At 44.3% G+C, this 24,869-nt stretch carries 28 protein-coding genes; 26 read left to right on the top strand and 2 right to left on the bottom strand.

Features of this window, described 5'->3' with window-relative positions:
* Positions 1-214 precede the first annotated feature (214 nt).
* The 23 genes from ACFWMP_RS17605 to ACFWMP_RS17495 all read left to right on the top strand — a co-directional run bounded on the left by ACFWMP_RS17605 (position 215) and on the right by ACFWMP_RS17495 (position 19,812).
* Positions 215-487 (top strand): HU family DNA-binding protein, encoded by a 273-nt coding sequence (locus ACFWMP_RS17605; protein ID WP_036676223.1) that lies wholly within the window; start codon positions 215-217, stop codon positions 485-487.
* 117 nt (positions 488-604) lie between these two features.
* Positions 605-853 (top strand): trp RNA-binding attenuation protein MtrB, encoded by a 249-nt coding sequence (mtrB, locus tag ACFWMP_RS17600; RefSeq protein WP_042190204.1) that lies wholly within the window; start codon positions 605-607, stop codon positions 851-853.
* A gap of 95 nt (positions 854-948) precedes the next feature.
* On the top strand, positions 949-1,491 hold the full coding sequence (locus ACFWMP_RS17595) for a hypothetical protein (RefSeq protein WP_339242722.1): 543 nt from the start codon (positions 949-951) through the stop codon (positions 1,489-1,491).
* Positions 1,492-1,521: 30 nt separating this feature from the next.
* On the top strand, positions 1,522-2,475 hold the full coding sequence (locus ACFWMP_RS17590; protein ID WP_379424364.1) for a heptaprenyl diphosphate synthase component 1: 954 nt from the start codon (positions 1,522-1,524) through the stop codon (positions 2,473-2,475).
* A gap of 3 nt (positions 2,476-2,478) precedes the next feature.
* The gene (locus ACFWMP_RS17585; RefSeq protein WP_143764070.1) at positions 2,479-3,231 is read left to right on the top strand and encodes a demethylmenaquinone methyltransferase; all 753 of its coding nucleotides are present in this window, start codon (positions 2,479-2,481) and stop codon (positions 3,229-3,231) included.
* Positions 3,224-4,099: a UbiA-like polyprenyltransferase gene (locus ACFWMP_RS17580; RefSeq protein WP_042190197.1), complete on the top strand. Its 876-nt coding sequence runs from the start codon at positions 3,224-3,226 to the stop codon at positions 4,097-4,099. The genes ACFWMP_RS17585 and ACFWMP_RS17580 overlap by 8 nt, the downstream gene beginning before the upstream one ends.
* Positions 4,096-4,698, top strand: a complete 603-nt coding sequence (locus tag ACFWMP_RS17575) for a UbiX family flavin prenyltransferase (RefSeq protein ID WP_042190195.1) — start codon at positions 4,096-4,098, stop codon at positions 4,696-4,698. The genes ACFWMP_RS17580 and ACFWMP_RS17575 overlap by 4 nt, the downstream gene beginning before the upstream one ends.
* Before the next feature lie 4 nt (positions 4,699-4,702).
* Positions 4,703-5,563 carry a menaquinone biosynthetic enzyme MqnA/MqnD family protein gene (locus ACFWMP_RS17570; protein ID WP_076299575.1) on the top strand — a complete coding sequence of 287 codons (861 nt, stop codon included), beginning with the start codon at positions 4,703-4,705 and terminating at the stop codon, positions 5,561-5,563.
* Complete coding sequence (locus ACFWMP_RS17565; RefSeq protein WP_340971565.1) at positions 5,560-6,528, top strand: polyprenyl synthetase family protein; 969 nt, start codon at positions 5,560-5,562, stop codon at positions 6,526-6,528. The genes ACFWMP_RS17570 and ACFWMP_RS17565 overlap by 4 nt, the downstream gene beginning before the upstream one ends.
* A 99-nt stretch (positions 6,529-6,627) precedes the next feature.
* Positions 6,628-7,071, top strand: a complete 444-nt coding sequence (gene ndk, locus ACFWMP_RS17560; RefSeq protein ID WP_339242717.1) for a nucleoside-diphosphate kinase — start codon at positions 6,628-6,630, stop codon at positions 7,069-7,071.
* A gap of 27 nt (positions 7,072-7,098) precedes the next feature.
* Positions 7,099-7,902: a CheR family methyltransferase gene (locus ACFWMP_RS17555; RefSeq protein ID WP_076284563.1), complete on the top strand. Its 804-nt coding sequence runs from the start codon at positions 7,099-7,101 to the stop codon at positions 7,900-7,902.
* A 107-nt stretch (positions 7,903-8,009) separates the two neighbouring features.
* Positions 8,010-8,171 (top strand): hypothetical protein, encoded by a 162-nt coding sequence (locus tag ACFWMP_RS17550; protein ID WP_170880309.1) that lies wholly within the window; start codon positions 8,010-8,012, stop codon positions 8,169-8,171.
* A gap of 213 nt (positions 8,172-8,384) precedes the next feature.
* Positions 8,385-9,554: a chorismate synthase gene (aroC, locus tag ACFWMP_RS17545; RefSeq protein ID WP_042190184.1), complete on the top strand. Its 1,170-nt coding sequence runs from the start codon at positions 8,385-8,387 to the stop codon at positions 9,552-9,554.
* A gap of 2 nt (positions 9,555-9,556) precedes the next feature.
* Positions 9,557-10,660, top strand: a complete 1,104-nt coding sequence (gene aroB / locus ACFWMP_RS17540; protein ID WP_339242713.1) for a 3-dehydroquinate synthase — start codon at positions 9,557-9,559, stop codon at positions 10,658-10,660.
* Positions 10,654-11,028 carry a chorismate mutase gene (gene aroH / locus ACFWMP_RS17535; RefSeq protein ID WP_042190180.1) on the top strand — a complete coding sequence of 125 codons (375 nt, stop codon included), beginning with the start codon at positions 10,654-10,656 and terminating at the stop codon, positions 11,026-11,028. Before aroB ends, aroH begins: the two co-directional genes overlap by 7 nt.
* A 332-nt stretch (positions 11,029-11,360) precedes the next feature.
* Entirely contained in the window at positions 11,361-12,926 is a 1,566-nt protein-coding gene (trpE, locus tag ACFWMP_RS17530; RefSeq protein WP_339266181.1) for an anthranilate synthase component I, read from the top strand.
* A 39-nt stretch (positions 12,927-12,965) separates the two neighbouring features.
* Complete coding sequence (gene trpD, locus ACFWMP_RS17525) at positions 12,966-14,006, top strand: anthranilate phosphoribosyltransferase (RefSeq protein WP_379424363.1); 1,041 nt, start codon at positions 12,966-12,968, stop codon at positions 14,004-14,006.
* Positions 13,996-14,826 carry an indole-3-glycerol phosphate synthase TrpC gene (gene trpC / locus ACFWMP_RS17520; RefSeq protein ID WP_042190172.1) on the top strand — a complete coding sequence of 277 codons (831 nt, stop codon included), beginning with the start codon at positions 13,996-13,998 and terminating at the stop codon, positions 14,824-14,826. The genes trpD and trpC overlap by 11 nt, the downstream gene beginning before the upstream one ends.
* Entirely contained in the window at positions 14,819-15,496 is a 678-nt protein-coding gene (locus ACFWMP_RS17515) for a phosphoribosylanthranilate isomerase (RefSeq protein ID WP_379424595.1), read from the top strand. The genes trpC and ACFWMP_RS17515 overlap by 8 nt, the downstream gene beginning before the upstream one ends.
* Positions 15,493-16,692 carry a tryptophan synthase subunit beta gene (trpB, locus tag ACFWMP_RS17510; protein WP_042190170.1) on the top strand — a complete coding sequence of 400 codons (1,200 nt, stop codon included), beginning with the start codon at positions 15,493-15,495 and terminating at the stop codon, positions 16,690-16,692. Before ACFWMP_RS17515 ends, trpB begins: the two co-directional genes overlap by 4 nt.
* Entirely contained in the window at positions 16,689-17,513 is an 825-nt protein-coding gene (gene trpA / locus ACFWMP_RS17505; RefSeq protein ID WP_042190168.1) for a tryptophan synthase subunit alpha, read from the top strand. The genes trpB and trpA overlap by 4 nt, the downstream gene beginning before the upstream one ends.
* Positions 17,514-17,572: 59 nt before the next feature.
* A complete protein-coding gene (gene hisC, locus ACFWMP_RS17500; protein ID WP_076284569.1) occupies positions 17,573-18,670 on the top strand; it encodes a histidinol-phosphate transaminase in 1,098 nt (365 codons plus the stop codon).
* 47 nt (positions 18,671-18,717) lie between these two features.
* The gene (locus ACFWMP_RS17495) at positions 18,718-19,812 is read left to right on the top strand and encodes a prephenate dehydrogenase (RefSeq protein ID WP_379424362.1); all 1,095 of its coding nucleotides are present in this window, start codon (positions 18,718-18,720) and stop codon (positions 19,810-19,812) included.
* Between the two features lie 205 nt (positions 19,813-20,017).
* On the opposite strand, the gene ACFWMP_RS17490 is transcribed toward ACFWMP_RS17495, so the two are convergent.
* Together ACFWMP_RS17490 and ACFWMP_RS17485 are read right to left on the bottom strand one after the other, a co-directional pair.
* Entirely contained in the window at positions 20,018-21,253 is a 1,236-nt protein-coding gene (locus ACFWMP_RS17490) for a CynX/NimT family MFS transporter (RefSeq protein WP_379424361.1), read from the bottom strand.
* Between the two features lie 251 nt (positions 21,254-21,504).
* Entirely contained in the window at positions 21,505-22,071 is a 567-nt protein-coding gene (locus ACFWMP_RS17485; RefSeq protein ID WP_042190158.1) for a helix-turn-helix domain-containing protein, read from the bottom strand.
* 809 nt (positions 22,072-22,880) lie between these two features.
* On the opposite strand from ACFWMP_RS17485, the gene ACFWMP_RS17480 reads away from it, so the two are divergent.
* The 3 genes from ACFWMP_RS17480 (at position 22,881) to ACFWMP_RS17470 (ending at position 24,831) form a co-directional block, all read left to right on the top strand.
* Positions 22,881-23,468: an RNA polymerase sigma factor gene (locus ACFWMP_RS17480; protein WP_042190156.1), complete on the top strand. Its 588-nt coding sequence runs from the start codon at positions 22,881-22,883 to the stop codon at positions 23,466-23,468.
* Positions 23,469-23,473: 5 nt separating this feature from the next.
* Entirely contained in the window at positions 23,474-24,064 is a 591-nt protein-coding gene (locus tag ACFWMP_RS17475; RefSeq protein WP_042190154.1) for an anti-sigma factor family protein, read from the top strand.
* 179 nt (positions 24,065-24,243) lie between these two features.
* On the top strand, positions 24,244-24,831 hold the full coding sequence (locus ACFWMP_RS17470) for a histidine phosphatase family protein (RefSeq protein ID WP_042190151.1): 588 nt from the start codon (positions 24,244-24,246) through the stop codon (positions 24,829-24,831).
* The last annotated feature ends 38 nt before the right edge of the window (positions 24,832-24,869 follow it).

The raw sequence follows: 24,869 nt of genomic DNA, 5'->3' as shown, positions 1-24,869 counted from the left end.
GGAATTAGATGTTTATGCAAGCATAGATGATAATTTCTACTCCTTTTTTGTCTAACTGCTTGAATTTATGGATGGGCTGTATTACTATAAGTTTGTTGCGCTTCAAGGTCTATGGGCGCCAGTGTTCAGTAATAAACGGGATTATCACGTATATTTTACGTTTAAACGGAAACAGTGTATGATACCGGAAATTTACTCAGGGAGGTGAGAAAACATGAATAAATCTGATTTGATCAATGTAGTTACAGAAGCAACTGAACTTCCCAAGAAGGATGCTACTAAAGCTGTAGATGCGGTTTTCGAAGCAATTACAGAAGCGCTGCAAAGCGGTGATAAAGTACAACTGGTTGGATTCGGAAACTTTGAAGTGCGCGAACGTTCCGCACGTAAAGGCCGTAACCCACAAACTGGTGAAGAAATCGAAATTCCTGCAAGCAAGGTACCGGCATTCAAACCTGGTAAAGCGCTGAAAGACGGAATCAAATAAAGATTTCTACATATCAATCCCATAGTCTTTTTAAGTAACAACTATGCCGCCCTCCAAGGCGGCATTTGTTTTTTGGAATAGCATGGGCTGTACATTAGGTTTAGAGGAGGATCAGCGATGACGGATAAAAATACGAGCGAAAATCCGCTTCCGACAGGTAGCGACTATATTGTGGTTAAGGCCAAAGAAAATGGCGTTCAAGTCATTGGGCTAACTAGAGGTACGGATACACGCTTTCATCATACAGAGAAGCTAGACAAGGGTGAGGTGTTGATTGCCCAATTTACCGATCATACCTCAGCAATGAAAATCCGCGGAAAAGCTGAAATTTTAACGAAACACGGACAATTGGAAAGTGAAAGCTGAAAAGCAGGCATAGCCTGCTTTTTTTCAAAATATAGTAAGGGTGAATGATCATATCCACAAAAAAAGTGGGTACTATGGATAAGGGGGGCGTGTCCATGAACAAAGCCTGGTTGATTGGTGCCGTATTACTCTTGACTGCGACCTCTGCTGTTATTTTGCCGAAACTGGCAGACTTAGACTCATCCGTACAGCAGAGAAATGGGACAGTGGAGACTTTTACTGGCAGCCATAACACAGTGCTGGGCAATGACAATCTTGTTGATGTTCTGGGCGCTCTTCCGTTGACCTTATCCATAGATAGCGTTGGCTGGGAAGATCATGTTCTGTCACTGGATCTGAAAGTGAGCGGGAACGATCATGAACCTGAGGAACTCTATCAAAATATGGCTCTGGCCATTTCCTTTGCTATTCAGGAAACCTCGAATGTGGATCAACTTCTACTTCGCATTGTGGTAGAAGATAAATGGCTTGGTAGCCGCCGACTGCTGTTAGCTGGTGATATCAGACGTTCTGAGTGGTCTTATACGCTGCAAGATGAACTTCAGTCTGCGGGTAATCTTCCTATATCGGATCGTCTCAAAACGGGCTTCCGCATTAGTGAAACCGAGCTCTGGAAGAAACAGTTCATTTATCCTTAAATGGATTAAAAGAAACTCAGGCGTACCACAGTGCGTGACAAAAAAACATGTGATATAATAGACAAGATTGTGAACAAACGAATTATTATTATGTCAATGGCTTCGGAGGCTGAAATGAAACCGTACTGCATACCGCAACTGGCTAAACCCTACACCGACTACGACATGATTCAGAAGCATACGGATTTGCCGCCGTTTTCTGATGGCCGGGGTCATTTGTTATATATTTTTCTAAATCATGCTTCTTCTGCAAAAGGAAGTGCCGGAGAGTTGTACACGCTTGTGACAGCGCTTGTTCAACTAGGTCTGGACACGCATGAGGTCATTGACCGTTCGAATGATAGACGGGGGGGAGACCCTATGCGTTCCCGTCAATTGAAGGTACTAGCTGGCGATTACTTCAGCAGCTGGTTTTACCATTTGCTTGCAAAGAGTGATCAGATCGAGATGATTGGAATCTTGAGTAAGGCGATTGCAGATTTCAATGTCTTGAAAGCGAATCTCTACGTGAAGATGAGAGGCATACGCCTTTCGGCTGAACAATACTTGCGGCACATGGTACAGCTGAATATGCTGCTGTTCCTTTCTTTTACGCCTATGATTGAGAACTCCTTAGTGGAGCTGTGGGAAAAACTGCTGGCAGAATTCAGTCAGTGCGAGACCGTTGCTATTGAACTTCTTCGTAGTGATGATCCTGCGAATGCAGGGAATGGCTATTGCTACTGGAAGATGATGGAGACTGCAACAGAGGAAGAACGTAAGCAACTTCAAGACCTAAACCTTGATCAGAAGGAATGGAAGATGCTAAAAATGAAATATAAATGTGATTCGCAACTGACGGACAAGCTTCATCAATCGCTTCAGTCTATTCAGGGGCTATTGCAAAGCGTTAAAGACGAGAGTTTACTTAAAGAGCTAGAGATCGCGCTGGATCGTTTTCTCCTGCAGATGAAGGTCACAGGACAAGCAGCCGTGGAGGGTTAAGGGATGACTATGGAAAAAACGACAACTGCTGTGGGTGATAACAGCAAACCAAAAGAGCAGTTTGTACATTCCGTATTTGAGAGTATTGCTGGAAAATACGATTTGATGAATGACATCCTAAGCTTTCGCCGCCACAAGGCATGGCGTAAATTCACGATGAAGAAGATGGGGATGAAGCGCGGGGATTCGGCCGTTGACCTATGTTGCGGAACCTGTGATTGGAGCATCGCTTTGGCGGAAGCTTCGCAGACTGGCAATGTAATCGGACTGGATTTCAGCGCAGGTATGCTTGAAGTAGGTCGCCGAAAAGTGGAAGAGCGCAAGCTTCAGGACCGTATTTCGCTGGTGCAGGGCAATGCTATGGAGCTGCCTTTTGAAGACAATGCGTTTGATTATGCAACGATTGGATTCGGACTACGCAATGTGCCAGATCCTGTTCAAGTGCTTAACGAAATGAAGCGGGTAGTAAAACCTGGTGGAATGGTTGTATGTTTGGAGCTATCTAAGCCGATGAAACAGCCGTTTAAAGGCGTATATTTCTTTTATTTCCAGCGTGTACTTCCATTGCTTGGTAAGTTATTCGCGAAAAGGTACGAGCAATACAAATGGCTGCCAGAATCATTGGCAATGTTCCCAGACCGGGAGCAACTGGCCACTATTTTCCGTGAAACCGGACTTCAAAAAGTGGAATCCTTCCCCTTGACCGGAGGCATCGCGGCATTACATATTGGGCTCAAGGAGAACAGGAATGTTTAAGAAAATCGGTATCTTTTTACAAATGATTAAGTTTGAACATACGGTATTTGCTTTACCCTTTGCCTTTATGGGTGCTTTACTGGGATCTGTGGTCATGAATGATAGCCTCCCATCCTGGAGTCAAATTGGCTGGATTGTAATCGCTATGTTTGGAGCACGAAGTGCAGCTATGGGATTGAATCGATTGATAGACCGAATCAGTGATGCCAAGAATCCACGCACAGCGGGAAGAGCGATTCCTGCAGGGTTACTAAAGATCGGTGAAGTTGTCATTTTTATAGGCATTTCGTTTTTCTTGCTCTTTTGGGCAGCCTTTAAATTGAATCCTTTGTCAGCTAAGCTGTTACCTATCGCTGTATTCCTTCTTGTTATTTATTCATTCACTAAGCGCTTTACATGGGCATGCCATCTTATCCTCGGCCTTACCATTGCGCTTGCACCGCTGGGCGGCTGGGTAGCTGTGACCGGTAGTGTGAATTGGACTTCAATGGTATTTTACTTCACAATTGTGTTTTGGACGGCTGGTTTTGATGTTATATACTCTTGTCAGGATGTTGAATTTGATCTTAAAGAAGGCTTAAAATCCATTCCAGTGCGATTTGGGGTCCAAGGTGCACTCGTTATTGCCCGTGTGTTTCACATTCTTACGGCGATTGGATTCGTATCGCTGCTGTTTTTGACGGATTTAAGCTGGTGGTATGTGGCTGGTATGATCCTCGCATATATTATTCTCTTTTATGAGCATTATATTGTATCTCCGAGTGATCTCAGTCGTTTACAGACCGCTTTTTTCACTATGAACGGCGTGCTAAGCATCGTGGTGTTCTCTTTCACTCTGATTGACTTGGTGGTGCATTTCAAAAAATGACGCTTACTAAACCGAAAAACTTCGTGGTAGGAATTACAGGGGCAAGCGGTGCTATTTATGGTATTCGTCTGATCGAAACGTTGCTATCGCTAGGCTACTCCGTTCATTTGGTAGTAAGTAATGCGGGCTGGCGCGTTTTTAAAGAAGAACTAGGTTATATCGCATCAGACCGGGAAGGCTTTTTGAACGAAAAGTTCAAAGGCTATCCCGGTTCTCTACTTTATCATCCTGTCGCTGATATCGGTGCATCTATTGCAAGTGGTTCGTTTCGTGTGGAAGGGATGATTATTATGCCTTGTTCCATGGGAACATTGTCTGCGGTTGCTAATGGAACCTCCGACAATCTGATGACTCGTGCTGCTGATGTTATGCTTAAGGAAGGACGTCCACTGGTCCTTGTTCCTCGTGAGACACCTCTGCATGCTATTCATCTTGAGAATATGTTGAAGCTGTCCCGTCTGGGGGTTCGGATCATTCCGGCAATGCCGGCGTTTTACTTTGGGCCACAAAGTATGGATGATCTGATTAATTTCATGGTGGGTAAAGTGCTTGACAGCTTTAATATTGAACATCAATTATTTCGCAGATGGGGGGATTGAAAGGATGGAGAATAACAGCCACACCATCATAGGCAAAATCAGCTATACTAACTCATGGCCGGTATTTCACAATTTTCATCCCTCTGCACTGAAATATCCGGCAGAGATGGTGAGTGAGGTACCTGCCATTCTTAATCAGGGGATGAGTCGTGGAACGATTCATGTGGGTGCATTATCCTCTTTTGCGTATGCTGAAGCCAGTGATAAGTTATTGCTGTTACCTGATTTATCGGTAAGTGCGGACGGTCCTGTGAGGTCTATTTTTCTTTTTTCTCGAGTGCCACTTGCACAGATAGGTACAGGTACGATTGCTGTTACGAACACTTCTGCAACATCGGTAAATTTGCTGAAAATTTTAATGGAAAAGGCTTTTGGCAATAAACCAGAATATATTAGCGCTAATCCTGATTTGGATGCTATGATGCATCAAGCAGATGCCTGCTTACTCATTGGTGATCATGCGATTAAAGCCTCTTGGCAGGATCAAGGGTATATCGTTACGGATCTGGCGGAGCTTTGGAAAGAATGGACGGGCTTAGGGATGACCTTTGCGGTCTGGGCAGTGAATCGAAAAGCTGCGAATGACAAACCGGAAGCCATTGCGGAGATTGCAGAAGCTTTTGCTGAGAGTAAACTGCGGGGATTAAGTGATTTAGATCCTATAGTACTTGCAGCCTGTTCGACAATTGGAGGAACTAAGTCTTATTGGGAAGGGTACTTTCGCAATTTAAGCTATGATTTTGGAGAAAGGCAGCAGAAAGGTCTGAACCTCTATTTCCGCTATGCCTATGAGATGGGTCTGCTGCCGCAGGCAGTGAAGATGGAGATTTGGAGTCATAAACTGTTGACACGGGTGAAGGAATGAAACGACTGCAAATATTCGGATTACTGAACAGAGACATGGATCAGATTGAAAAAGATTTGTACCGTAGCGTACAGGGTGATGACGACCTACTAACCGAGACTTCTCTGCATTTATTAAAAGCTGGCGGTAAAAGATTGCGTCCCGTATTTGTTTTGATGGGTGGGAAATTTGGAAAGTATGATCTTGAGAAGCTGAAGCGTGTGGCGATACCACTAGAACTAATTCATAGCGCTTCACTAGTTCACGATGATGTCATTGACGATGCAGAACTGCGCCGAGGTGAACTTACTGTTAAGGCCAAATGGGGCGATAAAATTGCCATGTACACCGGTGACTACATATATGCGAAAGCACTGGTGATGACGACGGAGCTGAAGAATCCGCGAATTCATCAGATTTTGTCCAAGGCTATGATAGAAATGTCGATCGGTGAGATGGAGCAGATTCGTGACTTCTTCAACAGTGAGCAAAGTGTGCGTCATTACCTGCGGCGGATTCGCCGCAAAACAGCGCTGTTGATTGCAGTCAGTTGCCAATTAGGTGCACTTGCTGCTGATGCTGAACCAGAGGTGGCTCGTCTACTTTATAATTATGGATATAATGTAGGGATGGCTTTCCAGATTCGTGATGATTTACTTGACCTCTCAGGCACTGAAAAGCAAATCGGTAAACCTCCAGGAAGTGATATGCGGCAAGGGAACATCACCCTTCCTGTCATTTATAGCCTGGAGGATGAAAGATTGCGAGCTCCGCTTCTTGAAGAGTTGAAGTCTATTCGTGAAGGGCACAGCACAGTAGGGCGTGCTATTGATCTTATTCTTTCTGGAGACGGAATTGCCCGTTCCGAGGAGCTGGCTTCGCGATATATCGCGAAGGCACTTGCTGCACTAGATCAGTTGCCTAACAACAAGACTAAGCGTAATCTGCGCGATATTGCCTTTTTTGTAACAGGTAGAGCTTATTAGTATTTTGGTGATCATGAAATTAAACGTTTCCAGAAAGCTCGGATTCTGTTAAGATAGCGTCAAAACAACCCAACTAATGGGAAATTGGAGAGTGCCTCTATGGAAAAGACGTATCTGATGGTCAAACCGGATGGAGTACAACGTGGATTAATTGGGCGTATTGTCTCACGCTTTGAAGATAAGGGCTTTAAGCTGGTCGCTGCAAAGCTGATTACAGTTAGTGAAGACCAAGCAAAAAGACATTATGCGGAGCATGCTGGTAAGGACTTTTTTGGAGAGTTGGTTTCTTTTATAACTTCAGGTCCAGTGTTTGCAATGGTATGGGAAGGTGATGATGTTGTAGCATTATCCCGTACGCTCATTGGTAAGACGAAAGTAGGAGAAGCCTTGCCGGGTACGATTCGAGGCGACTTTGCCAGCCATACACCGCTTAATTTAATTCATGGATCAGACTCGCCTGAAAGTGCAGAACGAGAAATTGCTAATTTCTTTACTCCAGATGAATTGAATCTTTATAACAAAGAGATCGCAGTCTGGATGTAGGAGCCAAGCGGGAGGCGGGGGATTAACATGTCTGATCGTAATGTTGCAGCATTAACAGCAGATTCAGATTACATCGGGTTTATTCATCATGTTAAGCAAAGCACCGGAATTGATCTGGCTCAGTATAAAGAAGCGCAGATGAAGCGGCGTTTAACGACTCTTCGTGTGAAGAATGGATATCAAACCTTTAGTGATTTTTTTGCCGCAATGATGAAGGACAAGGAATTATTTTATGAATTTTTGGACCGAATGACGATTAATGTCTCCGAGTTTTGGCGGAATCCGAATCGGTGGGAAGTACTGCGAGATATCATTCTTCCTGATATACAACAATCTGGTCGCAGATTGAAACTGTGGAGTGCTGCATGTTCCACTGGAGAAGAGCCCTATACGCTGGCTATGATTTTATCGGATAAGAATTTATTGGGACAGACTGGCATTCTGGCTACGGATATTGACGACGGTGCGCTTTCCAAAGCAAAGCAAGGTTTGTATCTGGAACGTTCTTTAAAGGATGTGCCTAAGGATGTTGCTGCTCGTTATTTTAAACCCGAGGGTCATTTATTCAAAGTTAGCGACACGCTTAAGAAAAACATAGATTTCCGTAAACAGAACCTACTGCTGGACAAGTTCGATGAGGGTTTTGATCTTATCATTTGTCGCAATGTAATGATCTATTTTACTGAAGAGGCGAAGAATAAGCTCTACCATAAGTTCTCGGCTAGTTTACGTCCAGGCGGGTATTTGTTTGTAGGTAGTACAGAGCAGATCTTTACGCCAGCGCAATATGGCTTTGAATCGACGGAAACCTTTTTCTATCGTAAAAAATAAATACTTCTTGCTCCTTCGTCTGTGTACTTTTATAGGTATACTTTCGCTATCGTTCAGTGATACTGGGTAGTAGAATCTGTAAGCTAAGCGAAAGGATCGTTAAACCGATGGACAAAAGCAAGGTCATTGCCGCGTACAAACGAGGCTTTATTACCGTTCGTGAGTGCGGGCAAATTCTCGGTGTAGAAGAAATGCAATTGAAGCGCCTTCTGCAACTGGAAGAGCGTAAGTCTACATTTCCTTCAACAAGTCAGCGGATCGGAAGCTAACAAGTGCCGGACCGAGCCGAGGAGCGCCATTCATACTCTTTAGAGTATGAATGGCGCTTTTTCTTTACACAAAAACCAATTCATTTTGTCGCGAATGGAGTCGTTTTAGGGATATCCCTTTCTTGTCAAAGAGGATTGCCTATACTATAATGAGCAAAGATCATTAGGATTTTAGCGGTTTACAGTTTAAAAGTATAAAAGGGGGAACGCAGCATGAGTTTGCGCTATTTAACAGCGGGGGAAACGCACGGCCCCCAGCTTACGGCCATTATTGAGGGATTGCCAAGTAATTTGACATTGGATTTTGAAGAGCTTAATTTTCAATTGCAGCGTCGACAAAAGGGTTATGGGCGTGGACGTCGCATGCAGATTGAGAAAGATACGGCACAAATTGTAGGTGGAGTGCGTCATGGCTATACTACAGGTGCTCCAGTAGCCTTGGTAGTAGAGAATAAAGACTGGACCCACTGGAAGAACATCATGAATATCGAGCCTATTCCTGGCAGTGACGAAGAAAAACGCCGCGTAAATCGGCCGCGTCCTGGCCATGCAGACCTGAACGGCGGATTGAAGTACAACCATACGGATCTTCGTAACGTACTGGAGCGCTCCAGTGCTCGCGAAACAGCAGCCAGAGTCGCATGTGGCGCTGTAGCCAGACAGCTGCTTGCAGCTTTTGGCGTGAAGGTAGCAGGGCAAGTTATTCGTATCGGTGAAATTGAAGCACCTGCTAACGATCTGCCTATCGATGAGCTGATTGAGCGGACAGAACAGTCCTCTGTTAGAGTTGTCGACAAAGAAACGGAACAGAAGATGGAGGCTTACATAGATCAGATTAAGGAAGAGGGCGACTCCATCGGTGGAATCGTTGAATGTATCGTCGAAGGACTTCCTATCGGACTTGGCAGTTATGTACAGTCTGATCGGAAGCTTGACGGAGCAATCGCTGGGGCGGTAATGTCGATTAATGCATTCAAAGGCGTTGAAATTGGCATTGGGTTTGAAGCTGGCAAATTGCGTGGATCGCAAGTCCATGATGAAATTATGTATGAAGCTTCTAAAGGATACTACCGTGCAAGTAATCGCTTAGGTGGTTTTGAAGGTGGTATGACTAACGGCATGCCTGTTGTAGTTCGCGGTGTCATGAAGCCGATCCCTACCCTTTATAAACCGCTTCAAAGTGTGGATATTGACACGAAAGAACCATTTACAGCGCAAGTTGAACGCTCCGATGCTTGTGCAGTTCCAGCGGCGTGTGTTGTTCTGGAAAACGTAGTGGCTTGGGAAATCGCAAAAGCATTCCTTGATAAATTCGGTGGCGACTCACTGGAAGAAATTAAAGCGAACTATGAAAATTACCTATCACAGCTGGAGAGCTACTAATTATGCGTACTATTAATGTAGATTTGGGCGACCGCTCGTATCCTATTCTTATCGGTAGTGGTTTACTAAAGGACATCGCCCATTATTGTGCTGAGGCCGGATTTTCGGAGCGTAGTCCACTGTTAGTAGTGAGTGATACTGAAGTAGCGCCAAGGTACTTGCCGGCTCTTGAAGAAGGTTTACGTTCTCACGGCTATACTGTGGTTAGTCACATAATGACGGCAGGTGAAGCCTCTAAATCATTAGCCGTGTATGAAGAAGTCATGACAACCGCGATTCAAGCAGGATTAGACCGCAATTCAGCAGTTTTAGCTTTAGGCGGCGGCGTGGTTGGCGATTTAGCAGGATTTGTAGCAGCAACCTATATGCGTGGAATCGGCTTTCTGCAAATTCCGACGACGATCCTAGCTCATGATAGTAGTGTAGGTGGTAAAGTGGCGGTCAATCATCCATTAGCCAAAAATATGATAGGGGCTTTCTATCAACCGTCAATGGTACTCTACGATTTGGATACACTAAGTACTCTTCCAGCACGGCAAGTGTCATCAGGTTTGGCTGAAGTGGTAAAGCACGGTCTCCTCGTGGACAAAGAGTTCGCATATTGGTGTCGTGATCATGCCGAAGAGCTGCTAGAGCTGAATGTCGAAGCCTTAGGTTATGCTTTAGAGCGTGGCTGTGCAATTAAGGCAGATGTAGTGGCGAATGATGAGCGTGAGCATGGACTTCGAGCGATATTGAACCTCGGACATACGATCGGACATGCCATTGAAGCAGTTGGTGGGTATGGGGTGTTTCTGCACGGAGAAGCGATTGCGATTGGGATGGCGGGTTCAGCGCTATTGGCTGCGAAGCTTGGGCGGGATACTTCCATTTATGAGGACACTGTATCTATGCTGACCGCGCTGTCACTGCCTGTACGGCTTCCTTCCGAGTATGATGAAGATGAACTGATGGACGCTATGATGCATGATAAGAAATTCAAGGAAGGCAAGATGACCTTTATCGTGCCTGATTCCATAGGCTCTGTAAGCATTGTGAACGATGTGCAGGAGTCACTTGTGCGAGAGGTTCTCGCAGAGCTTAAGAAGGAGGGAAGACCGTGGTAAACCGAGGAATTCGCGGAGCAACAACCGTGACTAAGAACGAAGAGGCAGAGATTTTACGTGAGACCGTTATATTGCTGCGGGAGATCGTAGAACGTAATGATGTTATAGCTGAGAATATAAGCAATGTATGGATTACGATGACCAATGATCTGGATGCTACTTTTCCTGCAAGAGCTATTCGTGAGATTGAAGGCTGGGAAATGGTTCCACTTATGTGTTCAACGGAAATCCCGGTTAAAGGAAGCTTGCCGATGTGTATCCGGTTGATGGTACAGATTAATACGGATAAATCGCAGCGTGAGATTCGCCACGTTTATCTGAATGAGGCTCAGAAGCTACGTCCGGATTTATCAGAGAGCAAGTCTTAAATTATAGTTGTGGGTTGTCAATGACCCTCGTCATCATGTATAGTGTAGTTAGCCGAGTATAGAAGAGTTTAGTTTAGTTGAGATGAGTATAGTTGAGCAGAGTGCGAGAAGTTTTTTAGATTAGCATGTATCGTGTAAGCAGAGTCTTTATTTTGATATGCACTGAAGTCATTTATCAGTGATATATCTTATTTAGGGATAAGTCTGTAAACACTACATAATTATGCTAATCCATGCTCAAAAACATATACTTACTTACACAAACCCTCTACTTCGGTAGAGGGTTTTTTTGTATTTCGGAACCATTCATATATCTAAGGGGGCATCTAACAATGACGAATCCAAGTGTTCAAGAGGTGGTAAAGCTGTCGCGGGATTATAATCTGATTCCTGTTGTAAAGCGACTGCTCGCGGATATGGAAACACCTATCCGATTATTCCAACGTTTCGCTGAACGTGATCGCGCGTTCTTACTTGAAAGTGTAGAGGGTGGAAAACAATGGGCACGGTATTCGTTCATCGGTAGCGATCCCTTTTTGATGATATCCGGTAAAAAGGGTGCAATTAACGTTGAAGTCGGCGGAGAGAAGAAGCAACTATACGGAAAGCCGATTGAGGAGCTTAAAGCGTTACTTCGTTCATACCGTAGTCCTAAGCTTGACGAAATGCCTCCATTTACTGGAGGGGCTATCGGATTTTTCGGATATGATCTGCTTCAATATTATGAGAAGTTACCTCAGCATCCTGTGGATGATCTCCAAATGGATGATATAAGATTTATGTTTTGCGATCGGATCATTGTTTTTGACCATGTGAAGCAACAGATTCTGCTTGTTGGTAACCTGCATGTAAAAGACGGAGATACAGATTCGGATATCAGATCCAATTATGAAAGCCTGAGTCGTAAGCTGGAGGCTATGGCCGAAGATCTGCAAAAAGAAGGCCCTAAGGAAAATGTGAATCGTCGCAGCATTCCGCAGGATATCGAGCTTGGAGAGATTCATTCTAATCTCACTAAAGAGCAGTACATCAACAATGTAGAACAGGCGAAGGAATATATTCGCTCAGGCGATATTTTTCAAGTGGTATTGTCACAGCGGTTGCATATTGAAACGGAAGTTTCTCCATTGCATGTATACCGGATGCTCAGAACTCTTAACCCCTCTCCTTATATGTACTATTTGAAAATGGACGAGGAGATTATTGTTGGCACTTCACCTGAAGCACTCGTAAAGGTAGATGGAAATCGTGTGGAGACACGGCCGATTGCTGGAACTAGACCAAGGGGTGACAGTGAAGCAGCAGACCGGGCGTTTGCTGCGGAGCTCTTGGAGGATGAAAAAGAACGTGCGGAACATCTGATGCTTGTTGATTTGGGTCGTAATGATCTAGGGAGAGTATCCAAATTTGGTTCAGTAAAATGTGATTCCTTTATGGAGATTGAAAGATACTCCCATGTCATGCACATGGTATCGAATGTGTCAGGCACGCTCAGTGAGGATAAAGATTTCTTTGATGCCTTTCTCTCCTGTCTGCCTGCCGGAACGGTTTCTGGGGCACCGAAGCTGCGAGCTATGGAGATTATAGCAGAGCTGGAAAAAGAAGCTCGAGGTGCTTATGCCGGAGCAATTGGATATTTAGGGTTCTCAGGAAACATGGATTCTTGTATCACCATTCGTACCATCATCTTCAGGAAAGGTCGTGCGTACGTACAGGCCGGAGCAGGTATCGTTTGGGATTCGGTTCCCGAGAAAGAGTATGAAGAAACGGTGAATAAGGCGAAGGGGATGCTGAAAGCTATTCGTATGGCAGAAGCTATGTTTCCATCCGAAGTGAAAGAAAAACAAGTTATCAACCAAGATTATATGTACGAATATACCCCCGAACAAGTGGTTTGATTTATATAGTAACTCATTAAGGCTGGGAGGAAGAACATTATGGATGCAACGAAATTAATTCAATCAGGAATCGCCGGACTAATCGAAGGCAAGAATCTGACACGTACAGAAGCACGGGATATAATGGGTGCTATAATGCTAGGAGATGCTTCACAAGCGCAAATCGGTTCACTGCTGACCGCTTTACGAATTAAAGGAGAAACCGTGGAGGAGATTACGGGTTTTGCAGAAGCTATGAGAGGGTTCGGCACATCCGTACTGACTGATCGCGCACGCTTGTTAGATACTTGTGGTACGGGCGGTTCCGGCATCCATAAATTTAATATTTCAACCGCCTCAGCAATTATTTCATCAGCGGCTTCTGTAAGAGTTGCCAAGCATGGAAATCGCTCTGCTTCAGGCAGAGCGGGAAGTGCGGATGTACTTGAAGCCCTTGGCGTAAACATTCATCTGAATGCAGACCAAGCCCGAGAATGTCTGGATCGTATCGGCATTTGCTTTTTATTCGCACAAATTTATCATCCTTCGATGCGGCATGCAGCAGCTCCTCGCAAGGAGCTTGGTGTACGTACGATCTTCAATATGTTGGGTCCTCTTACGAATCCCGCTGGAGCTGACCGTCAGCTCCTAGGGATTTATGACCGAAATAAGACGGAGACGGTGGCTAATGTACTGAAGGAGCTAGGTTCCAAGCGCGCAATGGTTGTAAGCAGTTCGGATGGTCTAGACGAGATCAGCATCTCAGCCTCTACATTAGTGTCTGAACTAAGAGAGGGTGTAGTGACAACTTATGAAATTACTCCGGAGGGATTAGGTCTTAACAGACATCCACTTGAAGCTGTTTTGGGTGGAGACGCAGCAGAGAACGCAGCAATTATTACCTCTGTGCTCCAAGGTGAGATCAATCCCTACCGAGATATCGTGTTAGCTAATGCAGGAGCATGTATATATGTTGCGGGTCTGGCAGATACCATGGCCGGAGGCGTCGAGAAAGCTAAAGAAGTAGTGGATTCGGGTAAGGCATTATCCAAGCTGAAACAGCTTGTTGTGATGACGGAGGAGCTTAATTATGTATCTTGATAAAATTGTCGCTACAAAGATCAAAGAGGTGGAGGCGCTCAGTAATAGCTTTTCTCTAGCTCAAGCTGAACGTGATATAGCAGCACTCCCTCAGACTAGAGGCTTTCGTAAGGCTCTGACCCAGGGGAAGAACAGGGATATAGGTTTGATTGCGGAGGTAAAGAAGGCATCCCCTTCAAAAGGGCTGATTCGTGAGGATTTCGATCCTGTTTCCATTGCAAAAGGTTATGAAGCGGGCGGGGCTGATTGTTTATCTGTTTTGACGGATACGGATTATTTTCAGGGAAGCGCTGCTTACTTGCAGCAAGTGAAGGAAGCTGTAAATCTGCCGCTGCTACGCAAAGATTTCATTATCGATGAGAAACAAATTTATGAAGCGCGTATTCTTGGAGCAGATGCGGTGTTGTTAATCGTTGCTATTTTGACACCGGATAAACTGTCTCATTTTATAGAAATAGCTACTGGACTTGGAATGGATGTATTAATCGAAGTTCATGATCGGAATGAGCTTGCGGTGGTATTAAGTACAGACAAGATAACACATCCTAATATTCTGCTGGGTATTAATAATCGTAATCTGCGTACCTTTGAGACGTCCTTAGAGACAACGGCAGAGCTGGCAGCACTAGTACCTCAAGGGGTACCTGTGATCAGTGAAAGCGGAATTGCAGGGCCAAGTGATATTGACTACTTAAGAACGACTGGCGCTCACGGGGTCCTCGTAGGGGAATATCTAATGCGTCAGGCAAATGTAGAAGAAGCGGTAAATGGATTGCTAGGAATGCTTCCAAATGGAAAGGACCGTGTCCGGCATGGCTGAGACATTGGTAAAAATCTGTGGACTTCAGGACGTTGAAGTGCTAAAATCTATGTTACACTTACCACTAGATTATATTGGATTTGTATTCGCTCCCAGTCGTCGCAGGGTTACTCTGGAGCGTGCTTCCGAACTGATTGCTGAACTTCCGCAATGGAAGACTAGTGAAAAACCTAAAGCTGCTGGGGTTTTTGTTAATCCAGAGCTGGATGAGCTGAGCGAACTGCTTTCCGTTGTGTCACTAGATGTCATTCAGCTACATGGGCAGGAAAGTCCAGCCTTTTGTCAAAAGGTTCGGCAAGCTTTCCCACAAGTTCAGGTGTGGAAGGCATTGTCTGTTGCTGATAAAGAGCGTGATGACGCGGATAACAAATATACATTGGAACAATACGCAGGCTTCGTTGATGCTGTATTGTTAGATACTTATGATCCTCAGCAGAGCGGCGGCTCTGGGCGCACGTTCGCTTGGGAGAGGTTGCCTGATTATCAGGAAATCGCGCTACGAAATGGTTTGCCGTTATTTGTGGCTGGCGGACTTCATCCTAATAACATAGGAGAGTTGCTAGATACTTATGCTCCGTACGGAGTAGACGTATCTAGTGGAGTAGAGAGTGAAGGCGTTAAAGATATTATTAAAATGACAGCTTTTGTGGAAAGGGTGAAGCAATCATGACACAAGTACCGGACCAGCATGGACGTTTCGGTTCATTCGGAGGGCGCTTCGTGCCCGAAACTTTGATGACTGCATTGATTGAGCTGGAGGAAGCCTATGAGAAGTATTCGGCAGACCCTGCTTTTCAAGAAGAAATAGATTATCTATTAAAGCAATATTCCGGACGGGAGACCCCACTGTATTATGCGGAACGTCTAAGTAAACATCTGGGAGAAGCAAAAATATATTTGAAGCGTGAAGATTTGAATCATACGGGCGCTCATAAGATTAACAATGCGATTGGTCAGGGCATTCTGGCTAAAATGATGGGTAAAACCAAGGTGATCGCTGAGACTGGAGCTGGTCAGCATGGTGTAGCTACTGCTACGGTTGCAGCCCTTCTTGGTATGGAATGTAAGGTATTTATGGGGGAAGAGGATACTCGTCGCCAGGCACTCAATGTATTCCGTATGAAGCTGCTTGGTGCTGAGGTAATTCCCGTTACGTCCGGATCGCGTACCTTAAAAGATGCCGGCAACGAAGCGCTTCGCTACTGGGTTAGCAATGTGGAAGATACTTTTTACATTCTCGGTTCTGCCGTAGGCCCACATCCTTATCCGATGATGGTTCGTAACTTTCAGCGGGTTATTGGTGATGAAACGCGGCGCCAGATTCTGGAGGCTGAAGGAAGACTGCCGGATGTGCTTGTTGCTGCAGTAGGCGGCGGTAGTAATGCTATCGGCATGTTCTATCCATTCGTAGAGGATAAAGGTGTCGGTATGATTGGTGTTGAGGCAGCAGGCAAGGGAATTGACACACCATTTCATGCGGCGACGATGAGTAAGGGGACTCATGGCGTATTCCAGGGTTCGATGAGTTACCTTCTGCAGGATGAACATGGTCAAGTAACAGAGGCTCATTCCATCTCCGCAGGTCTGGATTATCCAGGCGTAGGTCCTGAACACTCCTATTTAAAAGATATCGAACGCGCAAAATATGTTCCGATTACGGATGCAGAGGCGCTTGATGCACTGAAGCTGCTATGTGTAACGGAAGGTATTATTCCAGCTTTGGAGTCAGCACATGCGATAGCCCATGTAGTGAAGATGGGTCCAACCCTTACCAAGGATGATATTGTTGTTATCTGCCTGTCAGGCCGGGGAGACAAAGATGTGGAATCGATCATGGCGTACACAGAAGGGAAGGGAAACGAATGACAACCGAAACTACAAACCGGATGGATTTGGTATTCCGGAAGCTTAAAGCTGAAGAACGGACGGCATTAATTCCTTTTCTGACGGTTGGAGACCCTGATCTGGAGACTACGCTTGCCATCATCGCAGAACTGGAGGCGGCAGGTGCAGACATTTTGGAGCTAGGAGTACCTTACTCTGATCCGCTAGCAGATGGCCCTGTCATTCAGCGAGCGTCTGCACGAGCTCTGCGGGGGGAGGTTCACCTGCGTACCTGTATGGAGACCGCGTTAAAAGCTCGTCAAGCCGGAAGCAGCCTGCCCTTTATTTTGTTTTCCTATTACAATCCTATCCTGCAAATGGGGTTGGATACATTTTTCGCAGAACTGAATGCTCATGAGATTAGTGGACTTATTATTCCAGATCTTCCTGTCGAAGAATCAGAGGAGATGCGTCGCCGCAGTAGTGAAGTTGGCGTTAATCTCATTCCACTAGTTGCACCGACCTCAAGTGAACGTATTGCGAAGATTGTCTCAGGTGCGAGTGGGTTTATCTATTGTGTATCCTCGTTAGGTGTGACAGGGGAACGATCCACTTTCCATGCTGATGTAGAGGCGTTTATTGATTCCGTGCGTCAAGCTACGGATCTGCCGGTGGCTGTAGGATTTGGGATCTCAACTGGCGAACAGGTTGCCCGCTTTGCTCAGATTTGCGATGGCGTGGTAGTAGGTAGTGCGATTGTTCGTAAAATAGAAGAGGTCATTCCGCTGCTCGATAATCCCGCTACACGGAATGAGGGGCTGTTGCAAATTCGAGAATTTGTGGCACAATTAAAAAGACCATAACAGTGTCATTTTGACCTGTGTATAGTGGAGTAATCAACTATGGAGAGCGAGGACTATTCATGAATCCAAAACCGAATATAGTTAATCTCCCTGTCTACAAACCAGGGAAACCTATAGACGAAGTTAAGAAGGAGCTCGGCTTAAGTGAGGTTATTAAGCTTGCATCCAATGAGAACCCGTATGGAGCTTCCCCGAGTGCTAAAGAAGCTATTCTAGCAGAGCTTGAGAATCTTTATCTATATCCAGACGGATCGGCCGTTGAGTTGACGGCAGCACTTGCCAACCGTCTTGGTGTGAACAGCGATAATATTATTTTCGGCTGTGGTTCTGATGAGATTATTGCTCTTATTGCTCGTGCCTTCTTCTTGCCAGGTGATGAGACAATCATGGCTGACCAGACCTTCTCTGTGTATAAGAGTAACGCAGATATCGAAGGTGCTGTGTCCATCGAGGTACCACTTGTAAATGGTACACATGATCTGGATGGGATGTTGGCCCGTATTACGGACCGTACGAAGGTTATCTGGATTTGTAATCCGAATAACCCAACAGGAACGATTGTACCAGAGGAAGCCTTGGTTTCTTTCCTTGATGCTGTTCCTTCCAATGTAATGGTTGTTCTTGATGAAGCATACTGTGAGTACGTAACAGATCTTTCTTACTCCAACGGTATCCAATTATTAAATCGTTATACGAATTTGGTTGTGCTCCGCACATTCTCCAAAATTTATGGCTTAGCCGCATTGCGTATTGGTTATGGCGTTGCTAGTCCTGAGATTATTTCATTGATCAACAAGGTACGCGAGCCTTTCAATACCACTCGTCTTGCGCAAGCCGCGGCTCTTGCTGCCTTGAATGACCAAGAATACGTGGAGGAATGTCGTCGTCTTAATAGCGCGGGTATTGTCCAATTACAAGGTGAATTCAAACGTCTGGGCCTTGAATCCTTCCCTGCACACGGGAACTTCATTATGGTAGATGTTCGCAAACCTGCAACCGAGGTTTTCGATGCTTTGATGCGTAAAGGAATCATAGTAAGAGCGGGTCATCAAGTTTACCCTACTTATATTCGTGTTACTGTGGGCTCTGCTGAACAGAACACAGCGTTTATAACTGCGCTGGAACAAACGCTTATAGAGTCTGGTGTGCGGGCTTAGTAATAAACAGCAAGACTAGACTAAAAAAGGCAGGTAGTTCAAAGAACATGACGACAAAAATAGCTATATTCGGTGTCGGTCTGATCGGAGGCTCACTGGCCCTTTGCTTTAAAGGCAAGGAGGGCCTGACCGTCGTAGGACATGCCCACCGTCCTGAATCCGCGAGTAAATATATAAGCAGAGGTGTGGTTGATCAAGCCACGCTTTCTGTTGAAGAAGCGGCACTTGATGCTGATTTCATTTTTTTATGTGTACCGGTAGGGATGTTAGAGGATTATCTGCAGCAATTAAGTAAATTGCCTCTAAAACCCGGCTGCATTATTACAGATGTAGGAAGCACGAAAGCTAGTATTGCCGCATGTGCGGTCTCCTTAGATATTCCTGGAGTACATTTTATCGGCGGACACCCAATGGCAGGATCAGAGCGCTCAGGTGTTGAGGCAGCTTCATCACTGCTATTTGAGAATGCCTATTATGTGTTGACGCCTCCTCCAGGAGTGCCAGATGAGGCTTATCATGCACTGGAGTCTCTACTACACCACACAAGAGCACAGATAGTACGCCTTGATCCAGAACGCCATGATGAGATTGTAGGTGCCATTAGTCATCTACCGCATATTATTGCTGTTGCTTTGGTAAATCAGATTCGTGCCTATGACGATACCGACTCCTTATATAGCATGCTAGCTGCAGGGGGCTTTCGGGATATCACTCGGATTGCGTCCAGTGATCCTATAATTTGGCGAGACATTTTGCTGAACAATCGTTCCGTAATGCTTCGTTTATTGAAGGATTGGAACGAGGAAGTTTCTTCTTTTGTTCGTCTACTGGAAAGAGAAGATGGCGTAGGGATTGAAGAGGCCTTCGAAGAAGCGAATGGCTTCCGCAGTCAGTTGCCTGAACGGCGTAAAGGCATGATCGCACCTTTATTTGACCTACATATTGATGTACCGGATCATCCGGGGATTATCGGTCGCATCGCTACTGAGCTGGGGGACCAAGGCATTAACCTTAGCAACGTACAAATCATCGAGAGTCGTGAAGATGTGCCGGGTATTATGCGCCTATCTTTTCGTCAGGAGAACGATATGGAACGAGCGAAAGTGCTCCTGCAGGAGCACGATTATACCGTATATGTGTAGTATTAAGGTTCGCTCAGGGTCATTTTCAAATCGTAATAAATAGTAAAAACAGCGATTCTCATGTTATTAGAGAATCGCTGTTTTGTTATTCTGGCTTGTTGGTTGCTAGCTTCCACATGCCGCCGTCAGTACCACCTTTGAAGTAGTCTTTCGGACTCCACTGAAGCTATTTCATTTGGAGGGCTTATATTGGGTGTTTTTCGCTCTAATTTAGATTTGGCTTTTTGCAACTGTTCCCGAACTTATTTTGGCTATCTACAAAACGATTTCTTGCTGCTCCTATACCAACTAAAAAGAGAAAGGCCGAAGCTCCAAGCAGAATGAAAAGTGGCAGGTTCCAACTATTTGTCGCATCATGCAGATATCCTATAAGGGCAGGACCGATTGCGGCAAGCAGATATCCGATCGATTGCGCCATACCAGACAGTTCCGCCGCTTGATGCGCATTTTTAGTACGTAAACCGAAAAACATCATGGATAAGCTAAAGGCGCAGCCTCCACCAATTCCTAGTATGATGATCCACAACAGAATGATATTGGAGCTTCCGTAAAGCAGTCCGAGCGTTCCCGTCAAAAGCAAAATGGTTGTGATGGCCACTAATGAACGTTGACTTGACATTCGCCCAGCAATAACGGGGACAATAAAGGTAAATGGAAGCAGCGCTAACTGCATTATTGAGAGGTACCATCCTGATTGGCTTGAGTCAATGCCTTGCTGCTTTAAAATTTCAGGCAACCATGCGATCAGCACATAGAAAATCATGGACTGCATACCCATAAACAAGGTTACTTGCCAGGCGAGAGGGGAACGCCAAACATTTACATCATTGCAGGCCATCTGTTGACTCGTCGAGGTTGTTCGCTTCGTATGCTTCCTTAATTGAGGCAACCAGCAGAGGATCGATACAAAGCTTAAGATCCCCCATATTCCCAACGCTCCCTGCCATTTTAAACCTACGTTTGCGGCTAGCGGTACACTAATTCCCGATGCGATCGCTCCAGATAAACTCATTGAAATTCCAAAGATACCAGTCATGGCACCTATTTTATTAGGGAAATCACGTTTGATTAAACTTGGCATTAATACATTACAAACGGCAATTGCAAATCCAAGAATTGCAGTTCCAATATACAGATTTGCAGCGCCAGCTAAAGAACGTATTACAATACCAACAGTCAAAAAGATCAGGGCAAACAAAATTAAAAGTTCTACTCCATACTTGCGTCCTAGTTTTGGTACTAGAGGCGATAATAAAGCAAAGGTAAGTAACGGTACCGTTGTTATCAGGCCTGCTAAAGTATTGGAGATATGAACGTCTTCCCTTATGAGACCCACTAAAGGACCGACCGAGGTTAAGGGAGCACGTAAATTTGCGGCAATAATAATAATGCCGAGTATTAGCAGCCCTAGAGATGATGGTAAGATTTTCTTGTTCGGCATTCTTCATTTCACCTTCCAGAATTATGTGTACTTTTGGTTTTCTGCTGATTGAAAAACTACGAAATAACATCCGCGCGGACAATGAAAGTATATTATAATATATTAAAATTAACAATAAGTATTTTATAGTTAACTTTATAAAGACTGTCCTATCACTTGAAGTGCTTTATATTAGTTAAAAAAAATACAACTCTGAGTTCCCATATATAATGGAATACTGAGTTGCATTTTATAAGTGAAATTTTCGGCTTTTAGAAACCATATTTTAAGGAGATATGGAGCACTGTTTCGCTATTCGTATGATTGGTATAAGAGTGAGGGCGATCTGCACGAAAACTGATCGTATCATATTGATTTAATGTGTACATCTCACCATTGACTTGAATTTCAATGGAACCAGTCATTACTGTCGCAATTTCAGTTGTATTCACATGATGACCTTCAGGGTGATACGAACTATTTGGCTGTAAGTAAGCTCGACACATTTCAATATCGTTGCTTACGTTTTTAAAGACGGGTTCAATGATCCAATTCTTTTGATCATTAGAAAACCGAAGACCTTCGCCTGCTCGATACAAACTAACAGGGTCTTCAGATTTGAACAAAGCTAGTAGGGGTAAAGATAGGCCTTTTGAAATTTTCCATATAATCGCCAAAGTTGGATTTGTCTCGCCGCGTTCGATATTCCCCAGAGTAAGTTTACTTACACCTGTTAATTCCGCTAAGTCATCTAAGTTCATGTTTTTTTCTTTTCTGTACTTTTTCAAGGCACCGCCGATTTGTAGTACAAGTTGTTTTGATTCATCGATTTCATTCATTTCATATTCACCTCAACAAATATCTTTATAGCTAGTATATTGTTTATCTTGACTCTTTTCCATACCTCTTCAAGTGGACGCAAACGGGGTAATAGATGACTGTGGGGATTTGTGGAAGCTAATTCGCTCGCTATAGTAAAATAACCTATTATAGATCATCTAACAAAAGGTACAGCGCTTACAGGACAAAAAAAGACCGCTTACAAAGTAAGCGGCTACAGTTCACAATAAATTGGAACCGTGTAGTATTTGGATAGGAGTGGAGAGAAACCATACTGTACTTTTATTATATGTATACGTTTACATTTTGTCAACAGTTTATTAAAAAGAGATTAAAGTCATATTACAGTGATCAAAGTCTTATGGTTGAACTTCATGTTCGTTTATAATCTGTTGTCAGGTCATGCTGACGAGATTACCGCTCTGAAGTCTATTAATGTCATCCTATGAGAATCTGTGATACAATAGATCTGGTATATTTCTAGATTCGTTATAAAATTTATATGCTCTTAGAAATATGCCATTTTTCTTTTTATATTCATCACAATCATCATGCCTTAATTATTGGGTGTTTGAATATACATAGGTGTATTTCAAAATTGAAGAACGGATAAGTTGCACGTCATATGTTTTCCCTTAAATTCCCACGAGGAACGTTTGTCTTACATAAAAGGTCGACAATATCGTTTCTTCTTGTAATAAACTAAAAAGTTGTAGTAAACCAGCGCAACTTTTAAAGCCCAAACCGGTATAATAAGTACGGACCGGACGGGAAAAGACGTGCAAGGGCGAGGAGGGCCAATCTCACCATGACGGATTCCCAGTTGATCCAGGAAATCAAACAAGGCAACACAGAATTATATTCAGAATTAATGCGTCGTTATCAACGAAAAATATTGGCATTTGTATATCATATGCTTAGAAACTCACAAATGGAGCTAATTGCAGAGGACCTTTGTTCGGAGACTTTCTACAAGGCATTCCGTAGCTTGCATTCCTTTCGAGAGGTAGATGCTTCCTTTTCAACGTGGTTGTACACTATTGCTCGTAATACCGTGCTAAGTGAGCTTCGTAAGAATCGTGCCGGAAATGTATCCCTAGAAGAGAGTGGATATACTCCCGTTGCACCGTTTGAAGTAGCGCCTGAGCAGGCTGCATTGCGTAAAGAACGGATGAATTTGGTTCGTGAGGCAATTAATAATCTTCCGGAGAAACAACGCTCTGCGCTAATCCTGCGTGAATACGATCAGATGGATTATCAAGAAATTGCAGAAATTTTGGATCAGAGTGTAAGCTCCGTAAAATCATTGTTGTTTCGTGCCAGAAGTAGTGTGAAGCTTCAACTCGAATCCTATTTCAATGAGCCTGAAGTTGAAGAGCAGGTTGAGAGGGTGTAAGGCGAATGAATTGCAGGGAAGCGCAAGAATGTATTCCGCTCTTGTGGGACGCTCCCCCCACACATCCTAGGCGGATTTTGCTCGAACAACATATTGAAACTTGTCCTTACTGCGCTGCTGAATGGTCTCTGTGGCAAGAGAGTAGCCAGCTTATGCATGATTTGAAAGAAGAGATTAGTGAAGAGCGTGCAGAAGTTATAAATGTTAAAGTTATGGAGCGGATTTATCTAGAGAGTCCTTGGTTGATGCCAGGGGATGGGAAATCCGCAGGGACATCTGCCATTGTTCGTCATAGGCTTAGTCTCTGGATCGCTTGCTTCCTGGCGGTATTTTTGTCTAGTGTTCTTTACTTTACTATGTTTAGAACACCTGCAGATATCACTGTGGCTCAAAGTGGAATTGTAGAGACTGGCGTTGCTGGCTCTATGGAATGGACTTCTACTTATCCCATTTTAGGCTCTGAAGGTGGGATTATTGAACCGCTTGTAGTAAATATGGGACCTACTCATCCTCAATATTGGATGATGTTATCCATGCTTGGCGTGGGTTTTGCAGTGTTTTCGTTAACCCGGCTGAATCGATATCGCAGATCATAAAGGGTCTATTGATGTATGACTTAGCTATTGCAGTATATAATAGTGTTAAGAACGATGTAGGAGTCCCTTTATGTAAAGATAAGGGGCTTTTTTGTATTCTAATACGCATAAAAGAAGACTTTTTATTTCATCCATGTTACATTAAGAGACAAATACTTGGGTGAAAAGGGGGAGGCAATATGCTAATCGGCTTGATACGCCATGGATTGACGGACTGGAACGCAATTGGAAAGATACAGGGGCAAAGTGATATTCCGCTTAATGATGAAGGACGGATGCAAGCTGCTATGCTTGCTGACCGCTTATTACAAGAGCCGTATCGCTGGGATTATTGCATTACAAGTAATCTTTCCCGGGCAGCAGAGACAGGCAAGATCATCGCTGATAAATTAAATGTACCGTTGCTTGATCCTGATGACCGGATCCGGGAACGTGCCTACGGGCAAGTCGAAGGACTTACTGCCGCTGAGCGTGAAGAGAAGTGGGGGAAAGATTGGAGTCAGCTTTCACTTGGTCAAGAAACTGACGAACAGCTTCAAGCACGTGCACTTGCCTTTATGGAGGATATTTCTGCGCAGCATCCCAATCGGAACATACTAGTCATATCTCATGGAGGATTCCTCGCTCAACTGTATACTGCATTTTACAAAGATAAGTATTCTGAGCGAATTGGGAATTTATCCCTGACAATTTTGGAGAAGAAAGAACGGGAGTGGAACCCTATTCTATATAATTGTACTCGCCATATCCTGCAAAATCAGCGTTAACCCGTGCATCGGGTTATTTTTTTTGCGCAAAGGGGAAT

This window comes from Paenibacillus sp. NPDC058367, from assembly GCF_042723305.1.
Lineage (GTDB): Bacteria > Bacillota > Bacilli > Paenibacillales > Paenibacillaceae > Paenibacillus_AQ.
This window is presented reverse-complemented; position numbering and strand designations above follow the sequence as displayed.

What these genes read in the sequence shown, in the direction of transcription:
- ACFWMP_RS17605 (WP_036676223.1), top strand. Translation starts at nt 215, where the DNA reads ATGAATAAATCTGATTTGATCAATGTAGTTACAGAAGCAACTGAACTT.
- mtrB (WP_042190204.1), top strand. Translation starts at nt 605, where the DNA reads ATGACGGATAAAAATACGAGCGAAAATCCGCTTCCGACAGGTAGCGAC.
- ACFWMP_RS17595 (WP_339242722.1), top strand. Translation starts at nt 949, where the DNA reads ATGAACAAAGCCTGGTTGATTGGTGCCGTATTACTCTTGACTGCGACC.
- ACFWMP_RS17585 (WP_143764070.1), top strand. Translation starts at nt 2,479, where the DNA reads ATGACTATGGAAAAAACGACAACTGCTGTGGGTGATAACAGCAAACCA.
- ACFWMP_RS17580 (WP_042190197.1), top strand. Translation starts at nt 3,224, where the DNA reads ATGTTTAAGAAAATCGGTATCTTTTTACAAATGATTAAGTTTGAACAT.
- ACFWMP_RS17575 (WP_042190195.1), top strand. Translation starts at nt 4,096, where the DNA reads ATGACGCTTACTAAACCGAAAAACTTCGTGGTAGGAATTACAGGGGCA.
- ACFWMP_RS17570 (WP_076299575.1), top strand. Translation starts at nt 4,703, where the DNA reads ATGGAGAATAACAGCCACACCATCATAGGCAAAATCAGCTATACTAAC.
- ACFWMP_RS17565 (WP_340971565.1), top strand. Translation starts at nt 5,560, where the DNA reads ATGAAACGACTGCAAATATTCGGATTACTGAACAGAGACATGGATCAG.
- ndk (WP_339242717.1), top strand. Translation starts at nt 6,628, where the DNA reads ATGGAAAAGACGTATCTGATGGTCAAACCGGATGGAGTACAACGTGGA.
- ACFWMP_RS17555 (WP_076284563.1), top strand. Translation starts at nt 7,099, where the DNA reads ATGTCTGATCGTAATGTTGCAGCATTAACAGCAGATTCAGATTACATC.
- ACFWMP_RS17550 (WP_170880309.1), top strand. Translation starts at nt 8,010, where the DNA reads ATGGACAAAAGCAAGGTCATTGCCGCGTACAAACGAGGCTTTATTACC.
- aroC (WP_042190184.1), top strand. Translation starts at nt 8,385, where the DNA reads ATGAGTTTGCGCTATTTAACAGCGGGGGAAACGCACGGCCCCCAGCTT.
- aroB (WP_339242713.1), top strand. Translation starts at nt 9,557, where the DNA reads ATGCGTACTATTAATGTAGATTTGGGCGACCGCTCGTATCCTATTCTT.
- trpE (WP_339266181.1), top strand. Translation starts at nt 11,361, where the DNA reads ATGACGAATCCAAGTGTTCAAGAGGTGGTAAAGCTGTCGCGGGATTAT.
- trpD (WP_379424363.1), top strand. Translation starts at nt 12,966, where the DNA reads ATGGATGCAACGAAATTAATTCAATCAGGAATCGCCGGACTAATCGAA.
- trpC (WP_042190172.1), top strand. Translation starts at nt 13,996, where the DNA reads ATGTATCTTGATAAAATTGTCGCTACAAAGATCAAAGAGGTGGAGGCG.
- ACFWMP_RS17515 (WP_379424595.1), top strand. Translation starts at nt 14,819, where the DNA reads ATGGCTGAGACATTGGTAAAAATCTGTGGACTTCAGGACGTTGAAGTG.
- trpB (WP_042190170.1), top strand. Translation starts at nt 15,493, where the DNA reads ATGACACAAGTACCGGACCAGCATGGACGTTTCGGTTCATTCGGAGGG.
- trpA (WP_042190168.1), top strand. Translation starts at nt 16,689, where the DNA reads ATGACAACCGAAACTACAAACCGGATGGATTTGGTATTCCGGAAGCTT.
- hisC (WP_076284569.1), top strand. Translation starts at nt 17,573, where the DNA reads ATGAATCCAAAACCGAATATAGTTAATCTCCCTGTCTACAAACCAGGG.
- ACFWMP_RS17495 (WP_379424362.1), top strand. Translation starts at nt 18,718, where the DNA reads ATGACGACAAAAATAGCTATATTCGGTGTCGGTCTGATCGGAGGCTCA.
- ACFWMP_RS17490 (WP_379424361.1), bottom strand. Translation starts at nt 21,253, where the DNA reads ATGCCGAACAAGAAAATCTTACCATCATCTCTAGGGCTGCTAATACTC.
- ACFWMP_RS17485 (WP_042190158.1), bottom strand. Translation starts at nt 22,071, where the DNA reads ATGAATGAAATCGATGAATCAAAACAACTTGTACTACAAATCGGCGGT.
- ACFWMP_RS17480 (WP_042190156.1), top strand. Translation starts at nt 22,881, where the DNA reads ATGACGGATTCCCAGTTGATCCAGGAAATCAAACAAGGCAACACAGAA.
- ACFWMP_RS17475 (WP_042190154.1), top strand. Translation starts at nt 23,474, where the DNA reads ATGAATTGCAGGGAAGCGCAAGAATGTATTCCGCTCTTGTGGGACGCT.
- ACFWMP_RS17470 (WP_042190151.1), top strand. Translation starts at nt 24,244, where the DNA reads ATGCTAATCGGCTTGATACGCCATGGATTGACGGACTGGAACGCAATT.